Genomic DNA, 21,838 nt, shown 5'->3' with positions numbered 1-21,838 from the left:
ACGCACCATGGACATCGCCATCTCCCGTCGCCGCTTCGGCCTGCTGCTTTCCGCTTCCGCCGTCGCGGGCCTCCACACGCCCGCCTTCGCGCAGGGCACCTGGCCCGAACGGCCCATCAGGCTGGTGGTGCCCTTTCCACCGGGCGGCGGCACCGACCTGGTCGCGCGGGCGATGGGGCAGACGCTGTCGGAACAGCTCGGCCAGCCCATCGTGATCGACAACAAACCCGGCGCCTCCACCATCATCGGCACCGACGCGGTCGCCAAGGCCGCGCCAGACGGCTACACGCTGCTGCTGTCGGGCTCCACCAGCTTCAGCGTGAACCCGGCCCTGCGCGCCAAGCTGCCCTACGATACGGTGCGCGATCTCGCGCCCATCGCCATCGTGGCGCGCACGCCGCTGGTGCTGGTGGTGGGCAAGGGCCAGCCCTGGCAATCGCTGCCGGAGCTGGTCGCGGCGGCCAAGGCCAAGCCCAGGAGCATTCGCTACGCCACCTTCGGCTCGGGCTCGGGGCCGCATCTGTCGGGCGAACTGTTCGCGCTGGCTGCGGGCATCCAGCTGCAGGACATTCCGTACAAGGGCAGCAGCCAGAGCGCGCTGGCGGTGATCGGTGGCGAGGTCGAGATCGCCATCGACACCGTGGCCGCCGTGGCGCCGCACGTGCGTTCGGGCAAGCTGCGCGCGCTGGGCATCGTGGGCGCGACACGCTCCAGCACGCTGCCCGAGGTGCGTACGCTGGCCGAGCTGGGCCTGCCCGACGCCACCTTCGACGCCTGGTACGGCTTTGCCGCGCCGGCACGCACTCCGGTGCCGGTGATCGACAAGCTCGCCCGCGCCGTCACCGCGGCCATGGGCAACGCGGCGCTGCAGGCGCAGTTGCGTGCACAAGGCATGGAGCCGGTGGCCATCGGCGCGGCGGCGTTCCGCGCGCAGATGGAGGGCGAGATTTCACGCTACCGCGCGCTGGCGCACCGCGCGGGCATCGCGGCGGAATAGGCCGGCGCTACGACGCCGCGAAGTCGCGCAGCGCGAACAGCACCGCGTCGGGCGCCTCGCTCATCAGCGAGTGGCCGGCGTGCACCGTCACCACCTTGGCGTTGCGGGCCTTGCCGACCAGCGCCTTGGTGGCGCGCGGCGGCGTCATCTGGTCGGCATCGCCGAGCAGGAACAGCACCGGGCACTGCACTTTCTCCATCGCGGCCTCGCCGTTGGCGTAGTCGTTGCAGGCCTTGAAGCCGACGTGGAACACGTTCGCCTCGCGGTTGCTCGCGAGCACGCGCCGCATCAGCGCGCGCGAGCTGCCGTAGAGCCAGGTGCCGGGGCCGAGCGAGGAGGGCGGGGGGGCGAGCAGCGAATGCGAGAAGGTGTTGACCATCGCGATGGCGCGCTGCGGGTCGTTCAGCGCGCCGTCGAGTAGCGCAGGCGACACCGCCATCGGGTAGGCGGTGCCGACCATCGCGAGGTGCGTGATTCGCTCGGGCGCACGCGAAGCCGTTTCGAGCGCGATCAGCGAGCCGAAGCTGTGGCCAACGAGCGCGGCCTTTTGCACGCCGGCCGCGTCGAGCAGGGCAATAACGAACTGCGCAGCGTCCTCGACGCTCGCGGGCGGCGGGCCGTCGCTCTTGCAATGGCCGGGCAGGTCGACCGCGAGCACGTTCCAGCCGTGGTTGGCGAACCAGCGGCTCTGCAGGATCCACACGCTGTGATCGTTGAGTACGCCGTGGATGAAGACGACGGTGGGCTTGGCTGCATCGAAGGGCTTGCCGCCGGTGTAGCAGTAGCTTGTGTGGCTGTTGACGGTGTAGTTCATTTCAGTTTTCCGCCGGGTGTTCGGTTCTGGGAGCGCCTGGGTTCGGGGTGCGTGTACAGGCCACCGGGTACTCCCCTCCGCGAATGTCCCCCGCCCTTCGGGCTCCTCCTTTATTTCGCTGCGGGGAGCACCCGATGCCCTGTGCACGATGGGCGCAGCTCTTGTGCTGGCCGATCAACCGCCGCGTCCATTGATCACGCCGATGGGGTGCCTTGCGCAGCGAAATAAAGGGGGAGGCCGCAGGCCGGAGGACATTCGCGGAGCAAGGTACTCCGTCGGCGTGATCGCCCCCCGAACCGCGCCGAATCGAAACACAGCGTCCCATCTCAAGTCCCCGCCTTTTCCGCAGCTTTAAGTGCACGCTTCAGGTCGTCGATCAGGTCAGCCGGATCTTCGAGCCCGATCGACAGCCGGATCGTCCCCTGCGAGATGCCCGCGCCCGCCAGCGCCTCGTCGGTCATGCGGAAGTGCGTGGTGCTCGCCGGGTGGATCACCAGGCTGCGGCAGTCGCCCACGTTGGCGAGGTGGCTGAACAGCTTCAGCGCCTCGATGAAGGCCTTGCCCTGCGCGCGGCTGCCCTTGATGTCGAAGCTGAACACCGCGCCTGCGCCCTTCGCGCCGTGGCGCAGCAGCTTTTGCGCAAGCGCATGGCTCGGGTGCGATTCGATCAGCGGATGCCCCACACGCGACACGAAAGGATGGCTCGAAAGAAATTCGACCACCTTCTGCGTGTTGTCGATGTGGCGCTCCATGCGCAGCGGCAGCGTCTCGATGCCCTGCAGGATCAGCCACGCCGTGTGCGGGCTCATCGAGGCGCCGAAGTCGCGCAGGCCTTCTCGGCGGGCGCGCAGCAGGAAGGCGCCGACGGTGCTTTCCTCGCTGAACACCATGTTGTGAAAGCCGTCGTAGGCCTGCGTCAGCTCGGCGAATTTGCCCGCGCTGCCATCGGCAGCGCTTCGTGATGCCTTCTCCCAGTCGAAGCTGCCGCCGTCCACCACCACGCCGCCGATGACGGTGCCGTGGCCCGACAGGAACTTGGTGGCCGAGTGGTAGACCAGGTCGGCGCCCCAGTCGAAGGGCTTGATGAGATAGGGCGAGGTGAGCGTGGAGTCGACCAGCAGCGGCACGCCGGCTTCGTGGGCGATGTCGCTCACGGCCGGGATGTCGAGCACGTCCAGGCCCGGGTTGCCCACGGTCTCGCCGAAGAACAGCTTGGTTTCGGGCCGCACCGCGGCGCGCCAGGCGTCGAGGTCGCCGGGCTTCACGAAGGTGGTGGTTATGCCGAAGCGGCGCATCGTGTAGTGCAGCAGGTTCTGCGAGCCGCCGTACAGCGCCGTGCTGGCCACGATGTGCGAGCCGGCGCCCATCAGCGTGGCCACCGACAGGTGCAGCGCCGCCTGCCCGCTGGCGGTGGCGATGGCGCCGATGCCGCCCTCGAGCGCCGACACGCGCTGCTCCAGGACCGCGTTGGTCGGGTTGCTGATGCGCGAGTACACATGGCCCGCGCGCTCCAGGTTGAACAGGGCGGCCGCGTGGTCGCTCGACTCGAAGACGAAGGAGGTGGTCAGGTGGATCGGCACCGCCCGCGCGCCGGTCGTGGGGTCGGGCGCGGCGCCGGCGTGCAGCGCGAGGGTGTCGAAACCGGGGTCGGAATAACCGGGCATGAGGGCCTTTCTGTGGCTGAGCGTTGTCTCCTGGCAATGCCCCGTTACGTCTGCAATTCATGCGTCTGCGACATGGGCGCTCAGGTCGGCGTCGATTGTGGGCTATATTCAAATCGGCACGCCGCCGAGATAGAAGTCCGAGAGGAGCAAACGATGAAAGTCAGCGACATCCTTCGCGTCAAGGGCAATACGCTCTTCACCATCACGCCAGACGACCTGCTGGCAGAAGCCGCCAACACCATGGCGGAAAAGGACATCGGTTCGCTGGTGGTCATGGAGCACGGCGACCTGGTCGGCATGCTCACCTTTCGCGAAGTGATCGTTGCCGTCGTCAACAACGGCGGCCAGATCGGCACCACGCTCGTGCGCAAGGCCATGGACGACGCTCCGGTTACCTGCACCCTGGAAACCGACCTCGACGAAATCCGCCGCATCATGCTGGAGCGCCACGCGCGCTACATGCCCGTGATGGACAAGCGCATGCTGATGGGCGTGATCAGCTTCTACGACGTGGCCAAGGCCGTGGTGGACAGCCAGAACTTCGAGAACAAGATGCTCAAGGCCTACATCCGCGACTGGCCCGCGGAAGACGAGAGCAAGACCGGTTGATTCGGATGTGGTGCCAGGTGCAACGCCCGGTGCCATGCGAGAACACCGAGGAACCGGCTTCGCCGGGCCTCAGGTGTTGCCCCCGGCGGGGGGTAGGCGAAGCGGACACGAAGTGCCGCGCAGCCTGGGGGCGAGCCCTGCCTATTCCTTGATGTTGGCGGTCTGCACGATCTTCTGGTTGCGGGCGTACTCGGCCTGCACGAACTTCTCGAATGACTCGGCCGTGCCGCTGCCCGGCAGCGCGCCTTGCTCCACGAGCTTGCTGCGCACGCCTTCTTCCTGCAGCACCGCGTTGAGCTCGCGGTTGATCTGCGCGACCACCGCAGGCGGTGTCTTCGCGGGCGCGAAGATGCCGGTCCAGCTCACCATGTCGAAGCCCTTGAGGCCGGGCATCTCGTCGAAGGTGGGCACGTTGGGCAGCGCGGCCAGCCGCTTGCTGCCGGTGATGCCGAGCGCCTTCAGGCGCTTGCCGTTCACGTGCGGGATGGCGCTGGTGCTGACCAGCATCGCCAGGTCGACCTGGTCGCCGATCACGTCGGTGGCGATCTGCGCGCCGCCGCGGTAGGGCACGTGCGTGACGAAGATGCCGCTGCGTTCCTTCAGCAGCTCCATGGCGAGCTGCAGCACGGTGCCCACGCCCGAGGTCGCGTAGTTGTACTTGCCGGGCTTGGCCTTCGCGAGCTTCACGAAGTCGCCGAAGGTCTGGGCCTCCAGGCCGGGCCGCGCCACCAGCACCATCGGCGCGGTGTTGAGCAGGCCCACCGGCGCCAGGTCTTTCAGCGGATCGAAGCGGAAGGCCGAGGGGTTCACCAGCTTGCCGATGGCGATGGCGCTGTCGGGCCCCGCCACCAGCGTGTAGCAGTCGGGCGCCGCGTTCACGGCCTTGGCCACGCCGATGGCGCCACCCGCGCCGGCCACGTTCTCGACCACCACCGACTGCTTGAGCCGCTCGCCGAGGCGCTGGGCCACGAGGCGCGCGTTCACGTCCACGCTGCCGCCGGCCGTGAAGGGCACGATCAGCGTGATGGGCTTGGCCGAGGGCCACGCCTGCGCGAGGGCCACAGTGGGCAGGGCGGTGCAGAGCGCGACGGCGAGAAGCAGGCGGCGGGGCGTATTCATGGCGTGGGTCATCCGTGGGTGGAGGGAGTGGGTTCTGTGTCGAGGCGGGCGCGCAGCGAATCGAATTCATCGCTCCACTGCGCTCGCCATGCGCGGCGCTGCGTGTCGTCGATCCACGCGCCGTCGAGGCCGTTGTGCATGAAGCCGCGCAGGTCGTCCAGGCCGAAGCCGAAGTCGCGCACCATCATCAGCCAGGCTTGCGTGGGCGTGACCTTGTGCAGCGTCGGGTCGTCGGTGTTGGGGTGGATGCGCAGGCCCAGGCCGGGCATGCGGCGGATCGGATGGTCCAGCGCCCAGCGCTCGGGCGCCAGCGTGCGCAGGTAGTACGAGTTGGTGGGCACTACGGTGAAGATCACGCCGCGCTCGGCGCACCGGCGTGCGTAGTCGGGCTGGTCGACCACCGTGTAGCCGTGGTCGATGCGGTCGACCTTCAGATCGTCGAGCGCGGTGCGCACGTTGGTCCAGGGCATGCCGAACTCGCCTGCGTGGGCGGTGGTCTTGAGGCCGGCCTTCTTCGCGTCGGCATAAGCCTGGGCGAAGAGCTCCGGCGGGCGGTCGACCTCGCGGTAGTCGATGCCGATGCCGATCACCTCCTCGCAGCGGTGCGCCTTGACCCATTCGACCATCTCCACGGCGGCCTCGGGGCTGGCTTCGCGGTCGATGGCTGCGATGAGGCGGCCGACGATGCCGAACTCCTGCTGCGCATCGTGGATGGCGCGCACGATGGCGCCTTGTGCGAGCGAATAGGCAATGCCCGAGGCGTGCACCGTGCCGGTCGGGTTCCAGAAGAACTCGGCGTAGCGCACGTTGTGGGCGGCCGCGTCCTGCAGGTATTCGAGCGTGAGCTGGTAGAGGTCGCCGGCGCTGCGCACCAGCTGGGCGTCGAGCGCGCGCAGCACGCGCAGCACGCCGACCGGTTTTTCGCCGCGCGTGTAGAAGCCCTCGATCTCGTCGGCCGCCAGCGGCGAGCCCGCGCGCTGGTTGAGCTGCTTGAATGTTTCGTGGCGCACCGTGCCGAACAGGTGGCAATGCAGCTCGGCCTTGGGGATGGCGCGGAGCATCGATTCCAGCGTGAGCGGGGCAGGGGTGGGGCTGGTCATGCGGACCAGTCTAGTAACGGCAGCCTCATAAGGAAAATTTTGAATTTCTATAATTTGATTCGCTGAATCAATAACCGGAAGTGCCCATGGCCGCCTTGCCCCTGCGTGCGCTCACGCTGCGCCAGCTGCAGTTCTTCTCGGTGCTGGTGGAAGAAGGCCAGTTCGGCCGCGCGGCCCGCAGGCTGGCCATCACGCAGCCGGCTTTGAGCAACGCCATCAAGCAGATGGAAAAGCTGCTCGGCGCCGAACTGCTGACGCGTTCCACCCACCGGCTCGAACTCACGCCCGTGGGCGCCGAAGTGCTGGCGCGCACCGACTTTCTCGTCAACACCTTCGAAGTGGCACTGCGCGACATCGAGAGCACGGTGCAGCGCGGCCGCGCCTTCGTGCGCATCGGCGTGATTCCCTCGGCCAGCGCGCGCGTGGCGGCGGCGGCCAGCGAATTCCTCAAGAGTGGCGGCGAGCGCGAGGTGGAACTGGCCTGGCGCGACGCGCCCTCGAACACGCTGCTGGCCGAACTGCGCAGCGGCCAGATCGACATGGCGGTGGCCGCGATCACCGAGCCGCCGGGCGGCTTGACCTGCATCGACCTGTTCCGCGACCCGCTGGTGCTGGTGGTGCGGCGCGACCACGCACTGGCCGCGGCCGGCGGCGCGAACTGGGAGGCCATCGGCAGCGAGCGGCTGGTGCTGTTCGAAAGCGGCAGCATGCCAGCGCTGGGCAACCCGGCGCGCGCGCAGTTCGCGCAGGGTGCGGAGCCGTATCGGGTGAGCTATTCCGAGACGCTCTATGCGCTGGTGCGCAGCGGACAGGCGCTGGGGCTGATGCCGCGCCTGTACACCTCGTCGCTGCGCGACCCCGAACTGGCCGTGGTGCCGCTGCTGAAGCCGCGCATCGAGCGCCGCGTGGTGCTGGCCTACCTGCCGGGGCCGATGCGCAACGTGGTGGCGCAGGAACTCATTGCCTTCCTGCGCGAGCGCCTGCCGCAGGCCGGCGAAGCGACGGTGCGGCGCGTGAGCGGCAAGGGCACGCGGGCGCGGCGTCAACCGTAGTCAATTCAGCCCAGCTCGGCCGCGGCGTGGATCGTCTCGCGCACGCGCGGGTAGATCTGCGCGTTCCACTTGCTGCCGCTGAACACGCCGTAGTGCCCGACGCCGGCCTGCAGGTGGTGCGCCTTGAGGTAGGGCCGTATGCCCGTGCACAGGTCTTGCGCCGCCACCGTCTGGCCCACGGCGCAGATGTCGTCGCGCTCGCCTTCCACCGTGAGCAGCGCGGTGCGGCGGATGGCCGCCGGGTTCACGGTGCGCTCGCCCACGGTGAGCTTGCCCAGCGGCAGGTCGTAGGTCTGGAACACGCGCTCCACCGTCTCCAGGTAGAACTCGGCGGGCAGGTCGTTCACCGCCAGGTACTCGTCGTAGAAGGTGCCGATGGTGCGGGCCTTCTCGACGTCGCCCTCGACCAGGTGGCTGTACATGTCCTGGAACTGCTTCTTGTGCCGCTCGGGGTTCATGCTCATGAAGGCCGAGAGCTGCAGGAAGCCCGGGTACACGCGCCGCATCATGCCGGCGTGCGGCCACGGCACGTGGCTGATGAGGTTGCGCCTGAACCAGTCGATGGGCCGGTCGGTGGCGAGCTTGTTCACGGCGGTCGGGTTGATGCGGCAATCGACCGGGCCGGCCATCAGCGTCAGGCTGCGCGGCGTGGCGGGGTTGTCGTCCTCGGCCATCAGCGCGGTGGCGGCCAGCGCGGCCACGCAGGGCTGGCATACCGCCACCATGTGCACGCCCGGGCCCACGGCCTCCAGGAAGCCGATGAGCTGCAGCGTGTAGTCGTCCAGCCCGAAGCCGCCATGCCACAGCGGCACGTCGCGCGCGTTGTGCCAGTCGGTCAGGTACACGTCGTGGTCGCGCAGCAGGGTGCGCACCGTTTCGCGCAGCAGCGTGGCGAAATGGCCCGACAACGGTGCGGCCAGCAGAACCGGCGGATGCACCGCATCGGTGATCTTGCGGAAGTGCAGCAGGGTGCCGAAGGGCGAGACGAGGGCTTTCTCCTCGTGCACGGCCACCTCGGCGCCATCGGAAACCACGCTGTGGATGCCGTAGTCGGGCCGCGTGTGGGTCAGCCGCATGCGCGAGAACACCTCGAACTGCGCGGCCATGCGCCGCATCATGGTGCGTTCGGTGCCTTCCTTCCAAAGGGCCTGGCCCAGGTACTGCGCCGCGAGCCGCGCCGGAGAGAGCAGGTCGGCTTGGTTCTGGTAGGCCCGGTACAGCATGGGTCTCGAGCAGGCAAGTTGCGGGCCAGCCGCATGGCATGGCGCTTGCACGCAACTGCGCAAAGCCCAAGGAGCTAGACGATGGCCAAACCCGTTCTCACCATCAGCAGCAAGAACTACGGCGCGTGGGCGCTGCGCGGCTGGCTGATGTGCAGGCTGGCCGGGCTGGACTTCAGCGAGAAGGTCATTCCGCCCGACGACCCGGCCATGAAGGCCGAGATGCTGCTGCTGTCTTCGTCGATGCTGGTGCCCTCGCTGCAGCACGGCGGCGTGAAGGTGTGGGACACGCTGGCCATCGGCGAGTACCTCAACGAGATCAAGCCCAAGGCCGGCCTGCTGCCCGACGACATCGCCGCCCGTGCCCACTGCCGCGCCATCTGCGGCGAGATGCATTCGGGCTTTTCATCGATGCGCGGCGCGCTGCCGATGAACATCAAGGCCCATTTCAAGAACTTCAAGGTGTGGTCGCGCGCGCAGGCCGACATCGACCGCATCGTCGCCATCTGGCGCGAATGCTTCAAGGCCTACGGCGGCCCTTTTCTGTTCGGCAAGCAGCCGGGCGTGGCCGATGCGATGTACGCGCCGGTGGTCACGCGTTTCCTGAGCTACGACGTGGCGCTGGACAGCGTGTGCGCGACCTACTGCAAGCGGGTGATGGAACTGCCGGCCATGAAGGAATGGGTGGCTGCGGCGAAGCAGGAGCCCGACGAGATCGACGAGCTGGATGCGGAGTTCTGAACTCCGTCCCCGCCTCGCACTTCATTCATTGGCGGGCGGCGGCGCGAAGCCGGCCTGCGCCAGCTTGCGCTCGATGTTCTGCGCGGCCTGCTGCATGTCGGCAAGGTGGGCGGACACGATCTCGCGCTCGCTCTTCACCGCCGGCAGCCAGGCGCAGCTGAGGCAGCCCACCACCTGGTCTTCATGCCGCAGCGGCACCGACACCGCGCCGAAGCGGTCGGGCGAATCCAGACTGGTCGAGGTGGGATCGCGCGCCACGTAGCCCAGGTCGCGCGCGTGCGCCACCATGCGGCGGACGTTCTCGGGTCGCCGCGCGCCGCGGTCGAAGTCGTTCGGCGAGCGCGCCAGCGCGGCGAGGATCTCGCGCCGCTCTTCCTCGGGGCAGAACGACAGGTAGCAGCGGCCCAGAGACGACAGCAGCATCGGCGGCCGGAAGCCCAGCGCGCGGTAGTTGACCGCCAGCCCGTTGCGCGGGCGGTCGGTGTCGAGGATGAGCATGGCCGTACCGTCGCGCACGCCCAGGTCGATGGGCCAGGGCACCAGCCGCTGCAGCGTGGCGCGCGCGGGCGCCGCCAGTGCCGACAGCCGCGTGCGCCATGCCGCCGTGGGCCCCGATTGGCCGGTGGCCGACGCGGGCACATAGCGCTTGTCGTGCTCGCTGCGCTCGACCCAGCCCGCCTGCTGCAGCGTCTTAAGGATGCGCAGCAGCGTGGCCTTCGACAGGCCGGTCTGCCGGTGCAGCTCCTGCAGCGTCACGGCCGATGATCGCTGGATGGCCAGCATCACGTCGAGCCCGCGGCGCAGCGCATCGATCGACTTCACGCTCTGCGTGCCCATGGTGTCCGACATGCGGGCCTCCAGAAAAAGGTTCACTCAGTGAAACTATATCTTCTGGCCGCGCGACCTCGTTCCTACAGTGCGTTCGACCCCAACGTCGTCCCACCGAGAAGGAAAAAGAGCATGTTGTTTCATACCCGGAACGCGGCCCGTGCCGCTGTTGCAGCCGTTCTTTCGCTATGCGCCGCCACGGCGGCCATGGCGCAGGCCTGGCCCACGAAGCCCATCACCATCGTCGTGGCCTACCCGGCGGGCGGTGACACCGACGCCATCGCGCGGACCTATGCCGAGAAGCTGTCGCAGCGCGTCGGCCAGCCGGTGCTTGTCGACAACCGGCCCGGCGCGAGCGGCATGATCGGCAACGTGTGGGTCGCCAAGGCGCAGGCCGACGGCTACACGCTGCTGTTCACGCCCAGCACCTTTCCGATCGCGCAGCATGTGCTGAAGACCGGTCCCGGCGTGGCGCATGACGTGGTGAAGGACTTCACGCCCATCGTGAAGACAGGCAACATCCCGTTGCTGCTGGTCACCGCGCCTGCGACCGGCATCCAGAGCGTGGCGCAGCTCGTGGCCGGCGCGAAGGCCGGCAAGACCTTCACCTACGGCACGCCGGGCGCGGGCTCGCCGATGCACATCGCGGGCGAGCTGCTCAACAAGGACGCGGGCATCTCGGCCACGCACGCGCCGTATCGCGGCGTGGCGCCGGTGGTGAACGACACGCTGGGCGGCCACGTCAGCGTGGGCTGGATCACGCCCGGCGCGGTGGCGGGCCACATCGCCGCCGGCAAGCTGCTCCCGCTCGCCGTCGCGGAGCGCCAGCGCACGAAGCTGATGCCCGACGTGCCGACCTTCATCGAGCTGGGCTTCAAGGACGTCGACGTGAGCGCATGGATGGGCCTGCTCGGCCCGAAGGCGATGCCGGCCGACGTGGTGCAGGCGCTCAACAAACACTTCAACGAGATCCTGAAGATGCCCGACGTGCAAGCCAGGATGGCCGCGCTCGGCATCGAACCCGTGGGCGGCGCGCCCGCCGTTCTGGCCAAACAGATCTCGGATGACGACCAGCGCTTCGGCCGGCTGGTGCGCGAGTTCGGCATCCGCGCCGATTGAAGACAGGCGACAAGCAAGGAGACCAAGCAATGTTGAGCGAAGAAAAAAACCGCCTGCTGACCGAAGTGGGCCCCGGCAAGCCGATGGGTGACTACCTGCGCCGCTACTGGCACCCGATCGCAGGTGCCAGCGAGTTCGACGGCAAGGCCGTGAAGCCGCTGCGCATCCTCGGCGAAGACCTCGTGCTCTACAAGGACCTGAGCGGCAACTACGGCCTGGTCGACCGCCGCTGCCCGCACCGCAACGCGGACATGTCGTATGGCTACGTCGAGCAATGCGGCCTGCGCTGCAGCTACCACGGCTGGCAATACGACCAGAGCGGCCAGTGCGTGCACCAGCCCTTCGAGGAAACGCTGGACCCCGGCGCGCGCATGCGCATGAACACGAAGATCAAGGCCTACCCGGTGCAGGAGAAGGCTGGCCTGCTGTGGGCCTACATGGGCCCGCAGCCCGCGCCGCTGCTGCCTGACTGGGAGCTGTTCAACTACAAGAACGGCTTCGCGCAGGCGGTGTTCGCGGAGATTCCGTGCAACTGGTTCCAGTGCCAGGAGAACTCCATCGACCCGGTGCACTTTGAGTGGACCCACAACAACTGGACCACGCGGCTGCAGGGCGACGAAGGGCCCTACGTGCCGACGCACCTGAAGCTGGCTTTCGAGGAGTTCGAGCACGGCTTCGTCTACAAGCGCCTGCGCGGCGGCGAGCGCGAGGACAACGTGATGTGGACCACCGGCCGCGTCACGCTGTGGCCCAACGGCTTCTTCCTGGGCCATCACTTCGAGTGGCGTGTGCCCATCGACGACCACCATACGCTCAGCGTGCTGTGGGTGCTGAGCCGCGTGCCGAACGAGCAAGAGCCGTACGTGCAGGAGCGCATTCCCTCCTGGTACGGACCCATCAAGGACCCGGCGACGGGCCGCTGGATCACCAGCCACGTCGCCAACCAGGACTTCGTGGTGTGGGTGGGGCAGGGCACCGTCACCGACCGCACGCGCGAGAAGCTGGGCCAGAGCGACAAGGGCATCGTGATGATGCGCCGCCGCTTCTTCGAGGAGCTGGAGGCGATGCAGGCCGACCCGGCGCACGAGCCCAAGGGGCTGATCTGCGATCCGGGGAAGAACCGTGACGTTTTCCTGCCCTCGGCATGCCGCGACGAGATGATCAACGGCCTGCCGCGCAAGGAACTGGCGGCGCATCCGCTGCTGGGGCCGTATCTGAAGGACTTCTTCGGGCAGGCCGGCCAGCCGGATGATGTGCGTGCGGCTTACGAGAAGGCCATCGGCCAGAAGGTCGAGGGCGCCACCTTCTTCAAGGTGCACGGCGCCGGCGCCGAAGAAGAAAAGGTCTAGTGGCGGAACATCCGCAGGTCGAGCTCGCTTTCCTCGCCCAGCCACATGGCGTGCGTCGTGTGGTCGGCGAGGTCGTCGCCCGTCACGCCATGGATGAACACGTCGAGCCCGTCGCGGTTGGCCTCGAGCCATTCGATGACCTGGTCGAACTCGGCGGCGTCGAAGGCGATCTGGCAGCTCCAGTGCGGATGCGGCCCAACCAGCCGCTCGTGCACGCGGCCGACCACCACCATCAGCTCGCGGCCCGCGCGTTCGCAGAGGGCCTTGGCCTGCGCGAGCGTGTCGGGGCCGAAATAGACGTGGGCGTGGTACTGGGCGTAGAGGTTTTCTGGACGGCGCGGCATGGTGCGCTCATTGTGATCCCGTTCGCGGGCCGAGGTGAAAGCGCCCGCTGTAGCGGAACACGTCGCCGAACCAGCGGTGGCGCAGCAGCATCTTCATGGTGAAGCGGTCGGCATCGGTCGGGTCGGGCCGTTCTTCGACGTAGGCGGTGCCGAGAAAGAGGCCGAGCGGCAGTGGAATGCGCAACCCCGCGATGCGCCAGATATAGCCCATGTCGCGGAACACCACCGCGCCTTCTTCCGCGCTCACAGCGAGGCGCATGCCGATGCCGAAGCGTACGTACTCGATCACCTCGCTGCCTTGAGCCGTGTCGTGCTTCATGTGCGAGCGGAAGTGGAAGGGAGGCCTGCCGCGGAAGCGGAAGACGCGGTCCCAGTAGAGCGTGGCGTTCCCGGGGCTGCAGCGGTAGTGCACCTCGATCGGCACTTCCTTGCCCTGGTGCGGCACCAGCGCGCCGAACAGCCGGCCGAAGGGCATCAGCAGCGCGGCCCAGGGCGCATGCCAGACCTCGTCCATGGTGCCGCGCACGCAGACGTGGTCGTCGGAGAAGGGCCGCATCGTGTAGTGGCGGCGGATGACGTCGCCAAGCCGGTGCCAGGCGGGGCCCAGCGCTTGCTGGAATACGGGCTGCACCGTCGTCATCCGGCGATGGCCGCCGTTGCCGTGGCCTCGCTGCGCGCCTTGTAGAAGCGCAGGATGTTCTCCGAGGCGTCGTCCAGCAGCAGGTGCATGACACGGTCGGCATACCAGTTGAAGCTGGTGCTCAGCCGCCACGACACCGCCACGCGCAGCTCGGTGCCGCCGTCACGCGGTGTCAGCGTGTAGGTGGCGTCGTGCAGGTCGAAGTACTGGCCGCCGATCATCACGTGGTCGTCGAGCGCGCCGGCCGGGAAGGAGTCGGGCGAGAAGCGGAAGCGCCACTTCAGCAGGCGGTTGGGCTCCCACTCGGTGATGACCTCTTCGAAATGCACGTTCTTCTGCCACTGCACCTGGCGCACGCGGCCCTCGGGCGTGTCGACCGTCACGCCCGACACGGGCATCGGCACGCCGATGCGGTAGGCCCATGCATCGCCGACCTCGGCGGGGCGGATGTCGCTCGCGGCATTGAGCTCGTGCCACACCCGCTCGGCCGGCGCTGCGATGAAGAGCGCGCGCGAGGTGTTCGAGAAGCGGTCGGGGTTGGGCAACTGGGGCTCGATGGCGCCGAGCACCAGCGGCAGCATCGCGAAGCTGTAGATGGCCTGCTTGGGCCAGTTGGTGACGCGGCACACGATGCCCATCGCGAGCCCGCCCACGCTGCCCATGGTGGCGAACAGCGGCACGATGACGATGGCGCAGATCAGGCCTTCGATGAACACCAGCAGCGTTCCGCCGACGAAGAGCGAGGTTGCCACCCACGGCGCCCAGATGTAGTACCACCAGTTGCGACGCTCGATGCGCTCGGCCATGTACACCGTGACCGCGCCGCACACCGCGGGCACGAAGTAGACGAAGGAAGCCAGCATGGCCGAGTAGGGCTTGCCGGGGGCGCTGCTGAAAAGGAGGCGCAGCACGAGCGCGACCGCGGCGCCGATGGCCATCGGCCAGAACCAGCCGAAGGGCATGCCGCGAACGGGCTTGGGCTGTGCTTCTTCGCTCATCGCGGGCTGCGGTTCGACGGGGGCCAGCCCGGCGAACCTGCTTTCTTCGGGATCGTTTTGCATGAAAAGCCTCTTCTCCTCTGTCTGTTTGTATTCGTGTTGCGCTCAGTCGGCGCAGCGCCTGGCGGTGACCATGCAGTAGTCGAAGTCGCGCCAGAACATGCCCAGCGCCAATGCGCAGTAGCTGGCCACGATGTGCTTGCGCCGCCATGGGCTGAGCTTGCCGCGCGCCTTCCAGAGTTCGGCCAGCGTGAAGCGCGTGGCCAGCACCGGGATGTGCAGCGCGCTGGGCGCGACGCGCCAACGCAGCGACTTCACTTCCACGTCGTCGAAACCGTGCTCGTGCAGCGCAGCGATGAAGTCTTCGCGCACGGCCAGTGTGGGAACGGCCCAGCTGTCGGCCCACAGGCGGTGCAGCCAGCCCGCGAGGCGACCGGGGCTGCGGCGAAGCAGGAAACCGTCGACGACCGCGAGGCGCGCGCCGGGCTTCAGCAGCCGCGCGGCTTCCCGGATGAAGTCGGCCTTGCCGGTGCCGTCGGCATAGCAGGCGCTCTCGATGGCCCACGCGCCATCGGCCTGTGCGGCGGGCAGTCCGGTGCGGGTGTAGTCGGCTTCGAGGTGCGCCATGCGGTCGGCCACGCCGGCGGCGGCGTCGAGCTTCGCGGCGATGCGGTTCTGCACGGCAACGTTGGTCACGGTGATGGCATACAGCGAAGGGTTGTCGCCGACCAGCGTGCGCGCGGTGGCGCCGGCGCCGCAGCCCAGGTCGATCACGCAGCGGCGTTGCGCCGCGCTGCCGGGCCGTGCCTGGCCGAGCTGCAGCGCGCGGCCGACCACGCGGTTCATTTCCACCAGCATGCCTTCGCGCCGCAGCGGGTTCAGGCCCGCGCGCCAGAAGCCGAAGTGCATGTTGTAGCTGGGGCTCCACGCGCTGTAGTCGACTGCGACTTCGGTGAAGTAGTCCTGCGTGTCCTCGGCCGTGATGGGCGCGCTAGCGTGGCTCGCCGGCATACGCAGGGTCGTTTCGTGGGGCGTGCGGAGGTCGGGCCGGAAAACAGTGGACATGGCGATTCCCTCAGATGGTTGTTCGTTGGTTTTCAGAGGCGGCAGTTGCCGTCGTCGCAGGAGGGCGCGACGCGCCCCGCCAGCCTTGCGGCCAGCCAGCGCGGAATGCGGTAGCGGTTGCGCGCCAGCAGCGCATAGGCGCGGTCGGCCAGTGGCGCGACCAGAGGCAGGTCGAGCAGGAAGCCGCCGCTGGACAGGCCGACCGCCGTGCGGCAGATGCGGATCGCCGGCACGCCGACGAAGACCCGGCCTTCGGCGTCCGATACGTGGATGGCCGCCATCAGCGCGCTGCGCGGGGCCGGACCGCTGCTGAACGCCGCTGGCGAGCAGTCGACCAGTTGCAGCCGGCCTGCCGCGTCGCGCGCCTTGAGGCTGCCCATTTCGGCCGAGCAGATCGCGCAGCTGGCGTCGAAGTAGATCGTGAGCGGGTAGGCGGGAAGGGCGGGGCGGCTCATGGTGTTCTTGGTTATCGATATTTCTGTCAAAACAGAAATGAATGGGCAAAAAAAGAGACCTCAGATCATCGGCAGGCTGGCATGGTGCGCGTCGGGGTCATCGCCCTTGCCGCCCTTGCCGCCCTTGCCGGGCGACGCCGATTCGCCGCGAACGAACTTCTGCACGCTGGCGCCCAGCGTCATCACCTTGTCGAGCGTGCCGGGCGACAGCCGCAGCATTTCGTCGGCCCAGGTGGCGAGCTTGTCCATGAGTTCCATGGTGGAGCGGATGCGGTCCTGCGCATCGGCGGGCTCCTTCTGGAAGTCGGGGCTGGAAACCAGTTCGCGCAGCACGCGCACGGTCGGGTCGAACTCGCGTTCCTTGCGCTCGCGCACGACGGTGCGGAACAGCTCCCACACGTCGACGCTGGTCTCGAAATAGTCGCGGCGATCGCCCAGCGTGTGGGTCACGCGCACGAGGTTCCAGGCCTGCAGCTCCTTGAGGCTGTTGCTGATGTTGGAGCGGGCCACGCCGAGCGTTTCGCTCAGTTCCTCCGCGTTCATCGGCTTGCCGTGCGCGAAGAGCAGCGCGTGGATCTGCGAGACGGTGCGATTGACGCCCCACATCGAGCCCATTTCACCCCAGTGCAGCACGAACTTGCGTTGAATGTCGGTGAGTTCCATGGCGTCGAGTTTAGGATTTACGAAATTTCTGTCAATAGAGAAATAGAAAAATCGGCGACGAATGTGAATCGGTGAAATACTGTATGAATACACAGTATTCAAGCCAAGGAGCTGTCATGCCAACTGCACGGATTCCCATTCACGTCATCAAGGGCCGCGGTGCGGTCACGCAACTCGCGCATCGTTTTTCGAAGGACGAGCGCAACGCCTTCGACGACGGCTGGGGCACGCTCGAAGAAAGCGTGGCCGAGGCCGACGAGCTGCAGCCCATCGCCACCGAGATCCGCTTCGAGGACGTGAAGTCGGTGCTCAACGAGAACGACTCGCCCGACGTCCCCTTCGACCGCTCGATCAATCCGTACCGCGGCTGCGAGCATGGCTGCATTTATTGCTTTGCCCGGCCCACGCACAGCTACCTGAATCTCTCTCCGGGCCTCGACTTCGAGACCAAGCTCATCGCCAAGCGCAACATCGTCGAGGTGCTGCGCGCCGAACTTGGGCGCAGGAGCTATCGACCCAGCCACGTCGCCATCGGAACCGCCACCGACTGCTACCAGCCCATCGAGCGCGAACTGCGGCTCACGCGCTCGATCATCGAACTGCTGAAGGAAACGCGGCACCCGTTCGCGCTGGTCACCAAGTCGAGCGCCATCGAGCGCGACCTCGACCTGATCGCGCCCATGGCGGCCGACCGCCTTGCGGCCGTGTATGTCACCGTGACCACGCTCGACGGCGAACTCGCCCGCAAACTGGAGCCGCGCGCCGCAGCGCCGCATCGGCGGCTGCGCACCATCCGCACGCTGGCCGCGGCCGGCGTGCCGGTGGGTGTGAGCGTGGCGCCGCAGATTCCCTTCGTGACCGAAGACATGGAACTGGTGCTCGAGGCCGCGTGGGAGGCCGGCGCGCGCAGCGCCTTCTACACGGTGGTGCGGCTGCCCTGGGAGGTGGCGCCGCTCTTCAAGGAATGGCTTGCGCTGCACTATCCGCAGCGCGCCGACCGCATCATGGCGCGCATCCACGAGATGCGCGGCGGCAAGGACTACGACGCCGACTTCGCCACGCGCATGAAAGGCTCGGGTCTGTGGGCCGACCTGATCCACCAGCGTTTCGAGAAGGCCGCGAAACGCCTCGGCTTCAACCGCGAGCGCATTCCGCTGGACATCACCGCGTTCCGGCCGCCGGGCGCGGTGGGGCAGGGCAGTTTGTTCTAGGTGTGCGGGCTGGAGGCCCGGTGGACAAGGTGGACCACGGCCCCGCCCTGCCGGGCCATTTGTCCCGCAAAGATTTATATATGAATCGGCAAAAGGCCAATTGCGGAAAAAACGTCTTGGCGGAGATAGTGGATTAGATCAACTATCCGCTATTTCCCTATAAATGGCGGCCGCGCGGAATAGCTCGCGGCGATGGCCTATTTGAAGTTTATTTTGCGGAGGCACCCGTCGATGATAATTGGTCAGTTGCTGCTCAGTTTCTTGTAATTGTATCCGCGCCTGATAGATTTTGATCGATTGCAAAGCAGTGATTGATCGATAGCAAAAACGGAATTGATAAATCGAAGCGCGCAAGCAAATTTGAAATCACCTATTGACAGAAAGAATCTCGTGCTCGACCTGAATGAAGTCGCAATGTTCGTCCAAGTCGCGCGCTTCGGCAGTTTTGCCGAGGCGGCGCGGCAGCTGCGCATGCCCTCGGCAACGGTGAGCCGCCGCATCCAGCAGCTCGAGGCGCGCCTGGGCACCCGGCTGATGCAGCGCTCGACCCGCAAACTGACGCTGACCAGCGCGGGAGAAACCTTTCGCGAACGATGCGGCCCCGCGGTCGAGGAGCTGATCGAAGCGGGGCAATCGCACGTCTCCGGCAGCCAGGAGCCGTGCGGCCCGGTACGGGTGGCTGCATCGGCCAGCTTCTTCGAATACTTCGAGATGGAATGGGTGACGGCGTTTCTCGATGCACATCCTTTGGTCCAACTCGACTTCGTTCTCAGCGATGTCCCGGCGGATCTCATTGCCGATCGCATCGACGTGGCGTTTCGCATTGGCCCACTGGCGGACTCGAGCTACGTTTCCCGAAGGATTTTCGCGAGCGACGCTGGCCTCCTGGCCAGCCCTGCCTACCTGGCGGCGCACGGTGTACCCGGCACTCTGCAAGAGCTGAGCGAGCACGAATGCCTGACGCAGCCACCGGAAACCGGCAGCCACGCCATCTGGCGCATGCAGGGGCCTGACGGTACAGAGGAAGAGGTGCGAGTGAGAGGGCGCTTCACCAGCAATGTGCAGGTGGCGCTGCGCAGGGCCGCCTGCGCCGGGCTCGGCATCGTCGCGTTGCCGGCGGTCCTGACGGCATCGGAAGTGGCCACGGGCCAGCTGGTGCCCGTGCTGCCGCAGTACATGCGAGCGGGCCGCGGCATGAGCGTGGTGTATCCCAGCCGCCAGCAGCGTCCCCTGGCAGTTTCGGCATTCGTCGACATGGCGGTGGAAAAACTCTGCCTGCAGGAATGGCTGCCGCTGGCCAGCGCGGAGCCGGCGTGAGCGAGGGCGGGTGGCCTCAATTGACGCGACCCATATTGGGGAATTGAGCTTTTTCTTGGTGCATGACATGCAATATGTCATGCCCATTGCCTCAAAACTGAGTGGCTGAACCTCACTGGCGGCGCTAGCAACGAGTCATAAAGTAGTAAAAAATTGTCGCATGCGCTGATTTGTTTCATGCGGAATGTCCTTGCGGACGGCTTCGAATGGGACGCCTCTTTCAGCACAGGCCAATTCATCCATTTTCATCGTTTTCAAGATGGGTCGAACTTTATTTAGCAAGGGAGATAGTGGATGCAAATTGATCGAATTGGCACGAAGTGCGGGTGGTGAACTGACATGAGCGCTGCAAGCAGGACATGCCCATCGCTGAGGCTCGGCGTCTACAAGCTGCCGCTTGCCGAAGTCGTCGTGATCCAGACGATCGTGCGGCTGTATGCGAGCGACGCCGCGTTCCCGTGGCAGCTGGTCAATGCGCCGCCGTACGACGCGCTGCTGGTCGATGGTGCCGCCGTGGAAGAGGGTTGCCCGCAGGTGGCCGGCATGGCCGCTGCCGTGCTCAGGCTCACGCGCATGCATTCGGGCGGAAAGCCGGACACGCTGGAGCGGCCGATACGTGCCGACAGGCTGCAGCAATGGCTCAAGAGCACCGAGCACGCGCTGCGCGAGGCGACGCCCGCGCGGTTGACGCTGGACGACGCAGCCGCCCTGGAGATCGAAGTTTCCGATTCGGTCCGCTTCATGCTTCGCCGCTGGCCGCCAGCCCTGCTGTTGCGCAACGACCTCGACAACATCCGCATGGCGAGCCTGCTGGCACGGCGTGCATTGAATGCGGGCGAACTGGCCGGCATCAGCCAGCTTCCGTTCTCCCAGTGCGTTTTATTCCTGCATTCCCTGCAAGCAGCCGGCGTGCTTGAACTGCATGTGGGGCCGGCGGTGCCTTCCTACGCGCCGCGCAGCGACGGGGCAGTGCGACGCGACTTCGGGATAGGTCTCATGAACGGCATCCGCCGCCGGCTGGGCCTGCGAACCTCATGCTGAAGGAAGGATGAGGGAACTTCTGAGGGAGGTCCGGTCCTGCCGCGCCACGAGAGCCAACTCACCCGATGACTTCAGGCCAGTCCGTATGGAAGAACTGTCCTTCGGGCTTGTCGGTGCGCTCATACGTGTGCGCGCCGAAGAAGTCGCGCTGCGCCTGCAGCAGGTTCGCCGGCAGGCGCTCCGTGCGGTAGCTGTCGTAGTAGGCCAGCGAGGCGCTGAACGCAGGCACCGGAATGCCGTTGCTCACCGCCAGCGCCACCACCTCGCGCCAGTTCTGCTGCGTGCGGTTCAGCAGGTCCTTGAAGAACGGATCGAGCATCAGGTTGCCCAGCGCCGGGTCGGTGCGGAAGGCGTCGGTGATGCGGTTGAGGAAGCGCGCGCGGATGATGCAGCCGCCGCGCCAGATGGAGGCGATGCCGCCGAGGTCGAGCTTCCATTGCTTCTTGTCGCCCATCGTCTTGATGAGGTCGAAGCCCTGCGTGTAGCTGATCACCTTGGACGCATACAGCGCGTCGTGCACCTTGGCCACCAGCGCCTTCTTCTCGAGCGAGAGTTCGATCTTCGGGCCCTGCAGCAGCTTGCTCGCCGCCACGCGCGCCTTCTTCTGCGACGACAGCACGCGCGCCTCGACCGCGGCGTTGATGGTGCTGATGACCACTGCGTTCTCGGCCGCGTTGATCAGCGTCCACTGGCCCGTGCCCTTCTGGCCCGCCTTGTCGAGGATGAGGTCGACGATGGGCTTGCCCGTTTCCGGGTCCTTCTGTTCGAGCGCCTTGGCGGTGATCTGGATCAGATAGCTCTGCAGCTCGCCGTTGTTCCATTCGTTGAAGATCGCTGCCATCTCGTCCGTGCTGAAACCGGCCGCCTTGAACAGGCTGTAGGCCTCGCAGATCAGCTGCATGTCGCCGTACTCGATGCCGTTGTGCACCATCTTCACGTAGTGGCCGGCACCGCCGGGGCCGATGTGGATCACGCAGGGCTCGCCGTCCACCTTGGCCGCGATGCTCTCGAAGATAGGCTTCATCACCTCCCAGGTGGAAAGCGGACCGCCCGGCATGATCGACGGGCCCTTGCGCGCGCCTTCCTCGCCGCCCGACACGCCCGCGCCGATGAAACGCAGGCCCTTGGCTGCAAGGTAGGCGTCGCGGCGCTCGGTGTCGGTGTAGAGGCTGTTGCCGCCGTCGATGACGATGTCGTCCTTGTCGAGCAGTGGAATGAGCTGTTCGATCACCTGGTCGACCGGCGCGCCGGCTTTCACCATGATCTGGATCTTGCGGGGCCTGGCCAGGCTCTGCACGAACTCCTCGAGCGTCTTCGCGCCGACCAGCTTCTTGCCGGGGTTGGCCGCGATGAAGGCTTCGGTGGTCGCCTCGGTGCGGTTGTACACGCTGACCTGGAAGCCGCGGCTTTCCACGTTCAGCACAAGGTTCTGGCCCATCACGGCCAGGCCGATCAATCCGAAATCGCTTTTGTTGCTCATGGCCCGTTCTTT

General features: G+C 66.8%; 22 protein-coding genes. 9 read left to right on the top strand and 13 right to left on the bottom strand.

Going from position 1 to position 21,838, the window contains the following annotated elements; translation table 11 throughout:
* Window positions 1–7 precede the first annotated feature (7 nt).
* The gene (locus ACEOAB_RS19495; protein WP_413748350.1) at window positions 8–997 is read left to right on the top strand and encodes a Bug family tripartite tricarboxylate transporter substrate binding protein; all 990 of its coding nucleotides are present in this window, start codon (window positions 8–10) and stop codon (window positions 995–997) included.
* Window positions 998–1,004: 7 nt separating this feature from the next.
* On the opposite strand, the gene ACEOAB_RS19490 is transcribed toward ACEOAB_RS19495, so the two are convergent.
* On the bottom strand, window positions 1,005–1,811 hold the full coding sequence (locus ACEOAB_RS19490; RefSeq protein WP_056589944.1) for an alpha/beta fold hydrolase: 807 nt from the start codon (window positions 1,809–1,811) through the stop codon (window positions 1,005–1,007).
* A 326-nt stretch (window positions 1,812–2,137) separates the two neighbouring features.
* Entirely contained in the window at window positions 2,138–3,475 is a 1,338-nt protein-coding gene (locus tag ACEOAB_RS19485; RefSeq protein WP_056589948.1) for an O-acetylhomoserine aminocarboxypropyltransferase, read from the bottom strand.
* A 153-nt stretch (window positions 3,476–3,628) separates the two neighbouring features.
* On the opposite strand from ACEOAB_RS19485, the gene ACEOAB_RS19480 reads away from it, so the two are divergent.
* Window positions 3,629–4,084, top strand: a complete 456-nt coding sequence (locus ACEOAB_RS19480; RefSeq protein WP_056589951.1) for a CBS domain-containing protein — start codon at window positions 3,629–3,631, stop codon at window positions 4,082–4,084.
* A gap of 141 nt (window positions 4,085–4,225) precedes the next feature.
* Here the strand turns inward: ACEOAB_RS19480 and ACEOAB_RS19475 are convergent, their stop codons facing one another.
* Both ACEOAB_RS19475 and add read right to left on the bottom strand, forming a co-directional pair.
* Entirely contained in the window at window positions 4,226–5,203 is a 978-nt protein-coding gene (locus ACEOAB_RS19475) for a Bug family tripartite tricarboxylate transporter substrate binding protein (protein ID WP_495653051.1), read from the bottom strand.
* An 8-nt stretch (window positions 5,204–5,211) separates the two neighbouring features.
* Window positions 5,212–6,303 (bottom strand): adenosine deaminase, encoded by a 1,092-nt coding sequence (gene add / locus ACEOAB_RS19470; protein WP_413748352.1) that lies wholly within the window; start codon window positions 6,301–6,303, stop codon window positions 5,212–5,214.
* Between the two features lie 86 nt (window positions 6,304–6,389).
* Between add and ACEOAB_RS19465 the strand changes: the two genes are divergently transcribed.
* The gene (locus tag ACEOAB_RS19465; RefSeq protein WP_413748353.1) at window positions 6,390–7,355 is read left to right on the top strand and encodes a LysR family transcriptional regulator; all 966 of its coding nucleotides are present in this window, start codon (window positions 6,390–6,392) and stop codon (window positions 7,353–7,355) included.
* Window positions 7,356–7,360: 5 nt separating this feature from the next.
* Here the strand turns inward: ACEOAB_RS19465 and ACEOAB_RS19460 are convergent, their stop codons facing one another.
* On the bottom strand, window positions 7,361–8,578 hold the full coding sequence (locus ACEOAB_RS19460; protein WP_413748354.1) for a polyhydroxyalkanoate depolymerase: 1,218 nt from the start codon (window positions 8,576–8,578) through the stop codon (window positions 7,361–7,363).
* A gap of 81 nt (window positions 8,579–8,659) precedes the next feature.
* On the opposite strand from ACEOAB_RS19460, the gene ACEOAB_RS19455 reads away from it, so the two are divergent.
* Entirely contained in the window at window positions 8,660–9,316 is a 657-nt protein-coding gene (locus ACEOAB_RS19455; protein WP_056589967.1) for a glutathione S-transferase, read from the top strand.
* Window positions 9,317–9,337: 21 nt separating this feature from the next.
* Here the strand turns inward: ACEOAB_RS19455 and ACEOAB_RS19450 are convergent, their stop codons facing one another.
* Complete coding sequence (locus ACEOAB_RS19450) at window positions 9,338–10,165, bottom strand: helix-turn-helix domain-containing protein (protein ID WP_056589969.1); 828 nt, start codon at window positions 10,163–10,165, stop codon at window positions 9,338–9,340.
* Between the two features lie 111 nt (window positions 10,166–10,276).
* Between ACEOAB_RS19450 and ACEOAB_RS19445 the strand changes: the two genes are divergently transcribed.
* On the top strand, window positions 10,277–11,263 hold the full coding sequence (locus tag ACEOAB_RS19445) for a tripartite tricarboxylate transporter substrate binding protein (protein ID WP_413748356.1): 987 nt from the start codon (window positions 10,277–10,279) through the stop codon (window positions 11,261–11,263).
* A gap of 29 nt (window positions 11,264–11,292) precedes the next feature.
* A complete protein-coding gene (locus ACEOAB_RS19440) occupies window positions 11,293–12,612 on the top strand; it encodes a Rieske 2Fe-2S domain-containing protein (RefSeq protein ID WP_413748357.1) in 1,320 nt (439 codons plus the stop codon).
* Here the strand turns inward: ACEOAB_RS19440 and ACEOAB_RS19435 are convergent.
* From ACEOAB_RS19435 to ACEOAB_RS19410, 6 genes are read right to left on the bottom strand one after another with little or no spacing between them, the layout of a single operon-like run.
* Entirely contained in the window at window positions 12,609–12,956 is a 348-nt protein-coding gene (locus tag ACEOAB_RS19435; RefSeq protein WP_413748358.1) for a DOPA 4,5-dioxygenase family protein, read from the bottom strand. The two genes, ACEOAB_RS19440 and ACEOAB_RS19435, sit on opposite strands and share 4 nt — an antisense overlap.
* A gap of 7 nt (window positions 12,957–12,963) precedes the next feature.
* A complete protein-coding gene (locus ACEOAB_RS19430) occupies window positions 12,964–13,596 on the bottom strand; it encodes a DUF4166 domain-containing protein (protein ID WP_413748359.1) in 633 nt (210 codons plus the stop codon).
* Complete coding sequence (locus ACEOAB_RS19425; RefSeq protein ID WP_413748360.1) at window positions 13,593–14,657, bottom strand: SRPBCC family protein; 1,065 nt, start codon at window positions 14,655–14,657, stop codon at window positions 13,593–13,595. Before ACEOAB_RS19425 ends, ACEOAB_RS19430 begins: the two co-directional genes overlap by 4 nt.
* A 42-nt stretch (window positions 14,658–14,699) precedes the next feature.
* Window positions 14,700–15,659, bottom strand: coding sequence for an SAM-dependent methyltransferase (locus tag ACEOAB_RS19420; protein WP_495653050.1), 960 nt, complete (start codon window positions 15,657–15,659; stop codon window positions 14,700–14,702).
* Window positions 15,660–15,691: 32 nt separating this feature from the next.
* Window positions 15,692–16,114, bottom strand: a complete 423-nt coding sequence (locus ACEOAB_RS19415; protein WP_413750590.1) for a thiol-disulfide oxidoreductase DCC family protein — start codon at window positions 16,112–16,114, stop codon at window positions 15,692–15,694.
* Window positions 16,115–16,174: 60 nt separating this feature from the next.
* Window positions 16,175–16,777: a GbsR/MarR family transcriptional regulator gene (locus ACEOAB_RS19410; protein ID WP_413750591.1), complete on the bottom strand. Its 603-nt coding sequence runs from the start codon at window positions 16,775–16,777 to the stop codon at window positions 16,175–16,177.
* Between the two features lie 116 nt (window positions 16,778–16,893).
* On the opposite strand from ACEOAB_RS19410, the gene ACEOAB_RS19405 reads away from it, so the two are divergent.
* The 3 genes from ACEOAB_RS19405 (at window position 16,894) to ACEOAB_RS19395 (ending at window position 20,346) form a co-directional block, all read left to right on the top strand.
* Window positions 16,894–17,988 (top strand): PA0069 family radical SAM protein, encoded by a 1,095-nt coding sequence (locus ACEOAB_RS19405; RefSeq protein ID WP_413750592.1) that lies wholly within the window; start codon window positions 16,894–16,896, stop codon window positions 17,986–17,988.
* Window positions 17,989–18,378: 390 nt separating this feature from the next.
* Window positions 18,379–19,305 carry a LysR family transcriptional regulator gene (locus ACEOAB_RS19400; RefSeq protein ID WP_413750593.1) on the top strand — a complete coding sequence of 309 codons (927 nt, stop codon included), beginning with the start codon at window positions 18,379–18,381 and terminating at the stop codon, window positions 19,303–19,305.
* Window positions 19,306–19,644: 339 nt separating this feature from the next.
* Entirely contained in the window at window positions 19,645–20,346 is a 702-nt protein-coding gene (locus ACEOAB_RS19395) for a hypothetical protein (RefSeq protein ID WP_056590004.1), read from the top strand.
* A 58-nt stretch (window positions 20,347–20,404) separates the two neighbouring features.
* Here the strand turns inward: ACEOAB_RS19395 and gnd are convergent, their stop codons facing one another.
* A complete protein-coding gene (gene gnd, locus ACEOAB_RS19390) occupies window positions 20,405–21,826 on the bottom strand; it encodes a decarboxylating NADP(+)-dependent phosphogluconate dehydrogenase (RefSeq protein WP_413750594.1) in 1,422 nt (473 codons plus the stop codon).
* Between the last annotated feature and the right edge of the window lie 12 nt (window positions 21,827–21,838).

The organism is Variovorax sp. Varisp53, from assembly GCF_059491555.1.
This window is presented reverse-complemented; position numbering and strand designations above follow the sequence as displayed.

What these genes read in the sequence shown, in the direction of transcription:
- ACEOAB_RS19485 (WP_056589948.1), bottom strand. Translation starts at nt 3,475, where the DNA reads ATGCCCGGTTATTCCGACCCCGGTTTCGACACCCTCGCGCTGCACGCC.
- ACEOAB_RS19495 (WP_413748350.1), top strand. Translation starts at nt 8, where the DNA reads ATGGACATCGCCATCTCCCGTCGCCGCTTCGGCCTGCTGCTTTCCGCT.
- ACEOAB_RS19430 (WP_413748359.1), bottom strand. Translation starts at nt 13,596, where the DNA reads ATGACGACGGTGCAGCCCGTATTCCAGCAAGCGCTGGGCCCCGCCTGG.
- ACEOAB_RS19410 (WP_413750591.1), bottom strand. Translation starts at nt 16,777, where the DNA reads ATGGAACTCACCGACATTCAACGCAAGTTCGTGCTGCACTGGGGTGAA.
- ACEOAB_RS19440 (WP_413748357.1), top strand. Translation starts at nt 11,293, where the DNA reads ATGTTGAGCGAAGAAAAAAACCGCCTGCTGACCGAAGTGGGCCCCGGC.
- ACEOAB_RS19450 (WP_056589969.1), bottom strand. Translation starts at nt 10,165, where the DNA reads ATGTCGGACACCATGGGCACGCAGAGCGTGAAGTCGATCGATGCGCTG.
- add (WP_413748352.1), bottom strand. Translation starts at nt 6,303, where the DNA reads ATGACCAGCCCCACCCCTGCCCCGCTCACGCTGGAATCGATGCTCCGC.
- ACEOAB_RS19405 (WP_413750592.1), top strand. Translation starts at nt 16,894, where the DNA reads ATGCCAACTGCACGGATTCCCATTCACGTCATCAAGGGCCGCGGTGCG.
- ACEOAB_RS19455 (WP_056589967.1), top strand. Translation starts at nt 8,660, where the DNA reads ATGGCCAAACCCGTTCTCACCATCAGCAGCAAGAACTACGGCGCGTGG.
- ACEOAB_RS19425 (WP_413748360.1), bottom strand. Translation starts at nt 14,657, where the DNA reads ATGCAAAACGATCCCGAAGAAAGCAGGTTCGCCGGGCTGGCCCCCGTC.
- ACEOAB_RS19490 (WP_056589944.1), bottom strand. Translation starts at nt 1,811, where the DNA reads ATGAACTACACCGTCAACAGCCACACAAGCTACTGCTACACCGGCGGC.
- ACEOAB_RS19480 (WP_056589951.1), top strand. Translation starts at nt 3,629, where the DNA reads ATGAAAGTCAGCGACATCCTTCGCGTCAAGGGCAATACGCTCTTCACC.
- ACEOAB_RS19395 (WP_056590004.1), top strand. Translation starts at nt 19,645, where the DNA reads ATGAGCGCTGCAAGCAGGACATGCCCATCGCTGAGGCTCGGCGTCTAC.
- ACEOAB_RS19460 (WP_413748354.1), bottom strand. Translation starts at nt 8,578, where the DNA reads ATGCTGTACCGGGCCTACCAGAACCAAGCCGACCTGCTCTCTCCGGCG.
- ACEOAB_RS19435 (WP_413748358.1), bottom strand. Translation starts at nt 12,956, where the DNA reads ATGCCGCGCCGTCCAGAAAACCTCTACGCCCAGTACCACGCCCACGTC.
- gnd (WP_413750594.1), bottom strand. Translation starts at nt 21,826, where the DNA reads ATGAGCAACAAAAGCGATTTCGGATTGATCGGCCTGGCCGTGATGGGC.
- ACEOAB_RS19420 (WP_495653050.1), bottom strand. Translation starts at nt 15,659, where the DNA reads ATGTCCACTGTTTTCCGGCCCGACCTCCGCACGCCCCACGAAACGACC.
- ACEOAB_RS19475 (WP_495653051.1), bottom strand. Translation starts at nt 5,203, where the DNA reads ATGAATACGCCCCGCCGCCTGCTTCTCGCCGTCGCGCTCTGCACCGCC.
- ACEOAB_RS19465 (WP_413748353.1), top strand. Translation starts at nt 6,390, where the DNA reads ATGGCCGCCTTGCCCCTGCGTGCGCTCACGCTGCGCCAGCTGCAGTTC.
- ACEOAB_RS19445 (WP_413748356.1), top strand. Translation starts at nt 10,277, where the DNA reads ATGTTGTTTCATACCCGGAACGCGGCCCGTGCCGCTGTTGCAGCCGTT.
- ACEOAB_RS19415 (WP_413750590.1), bottom strand. Translation starts at nt 16,114, where the DNA reads ATGAGCCGCCCCGCCCTTCCCGCCTACCCGCTCACGATCTACTTCGAC.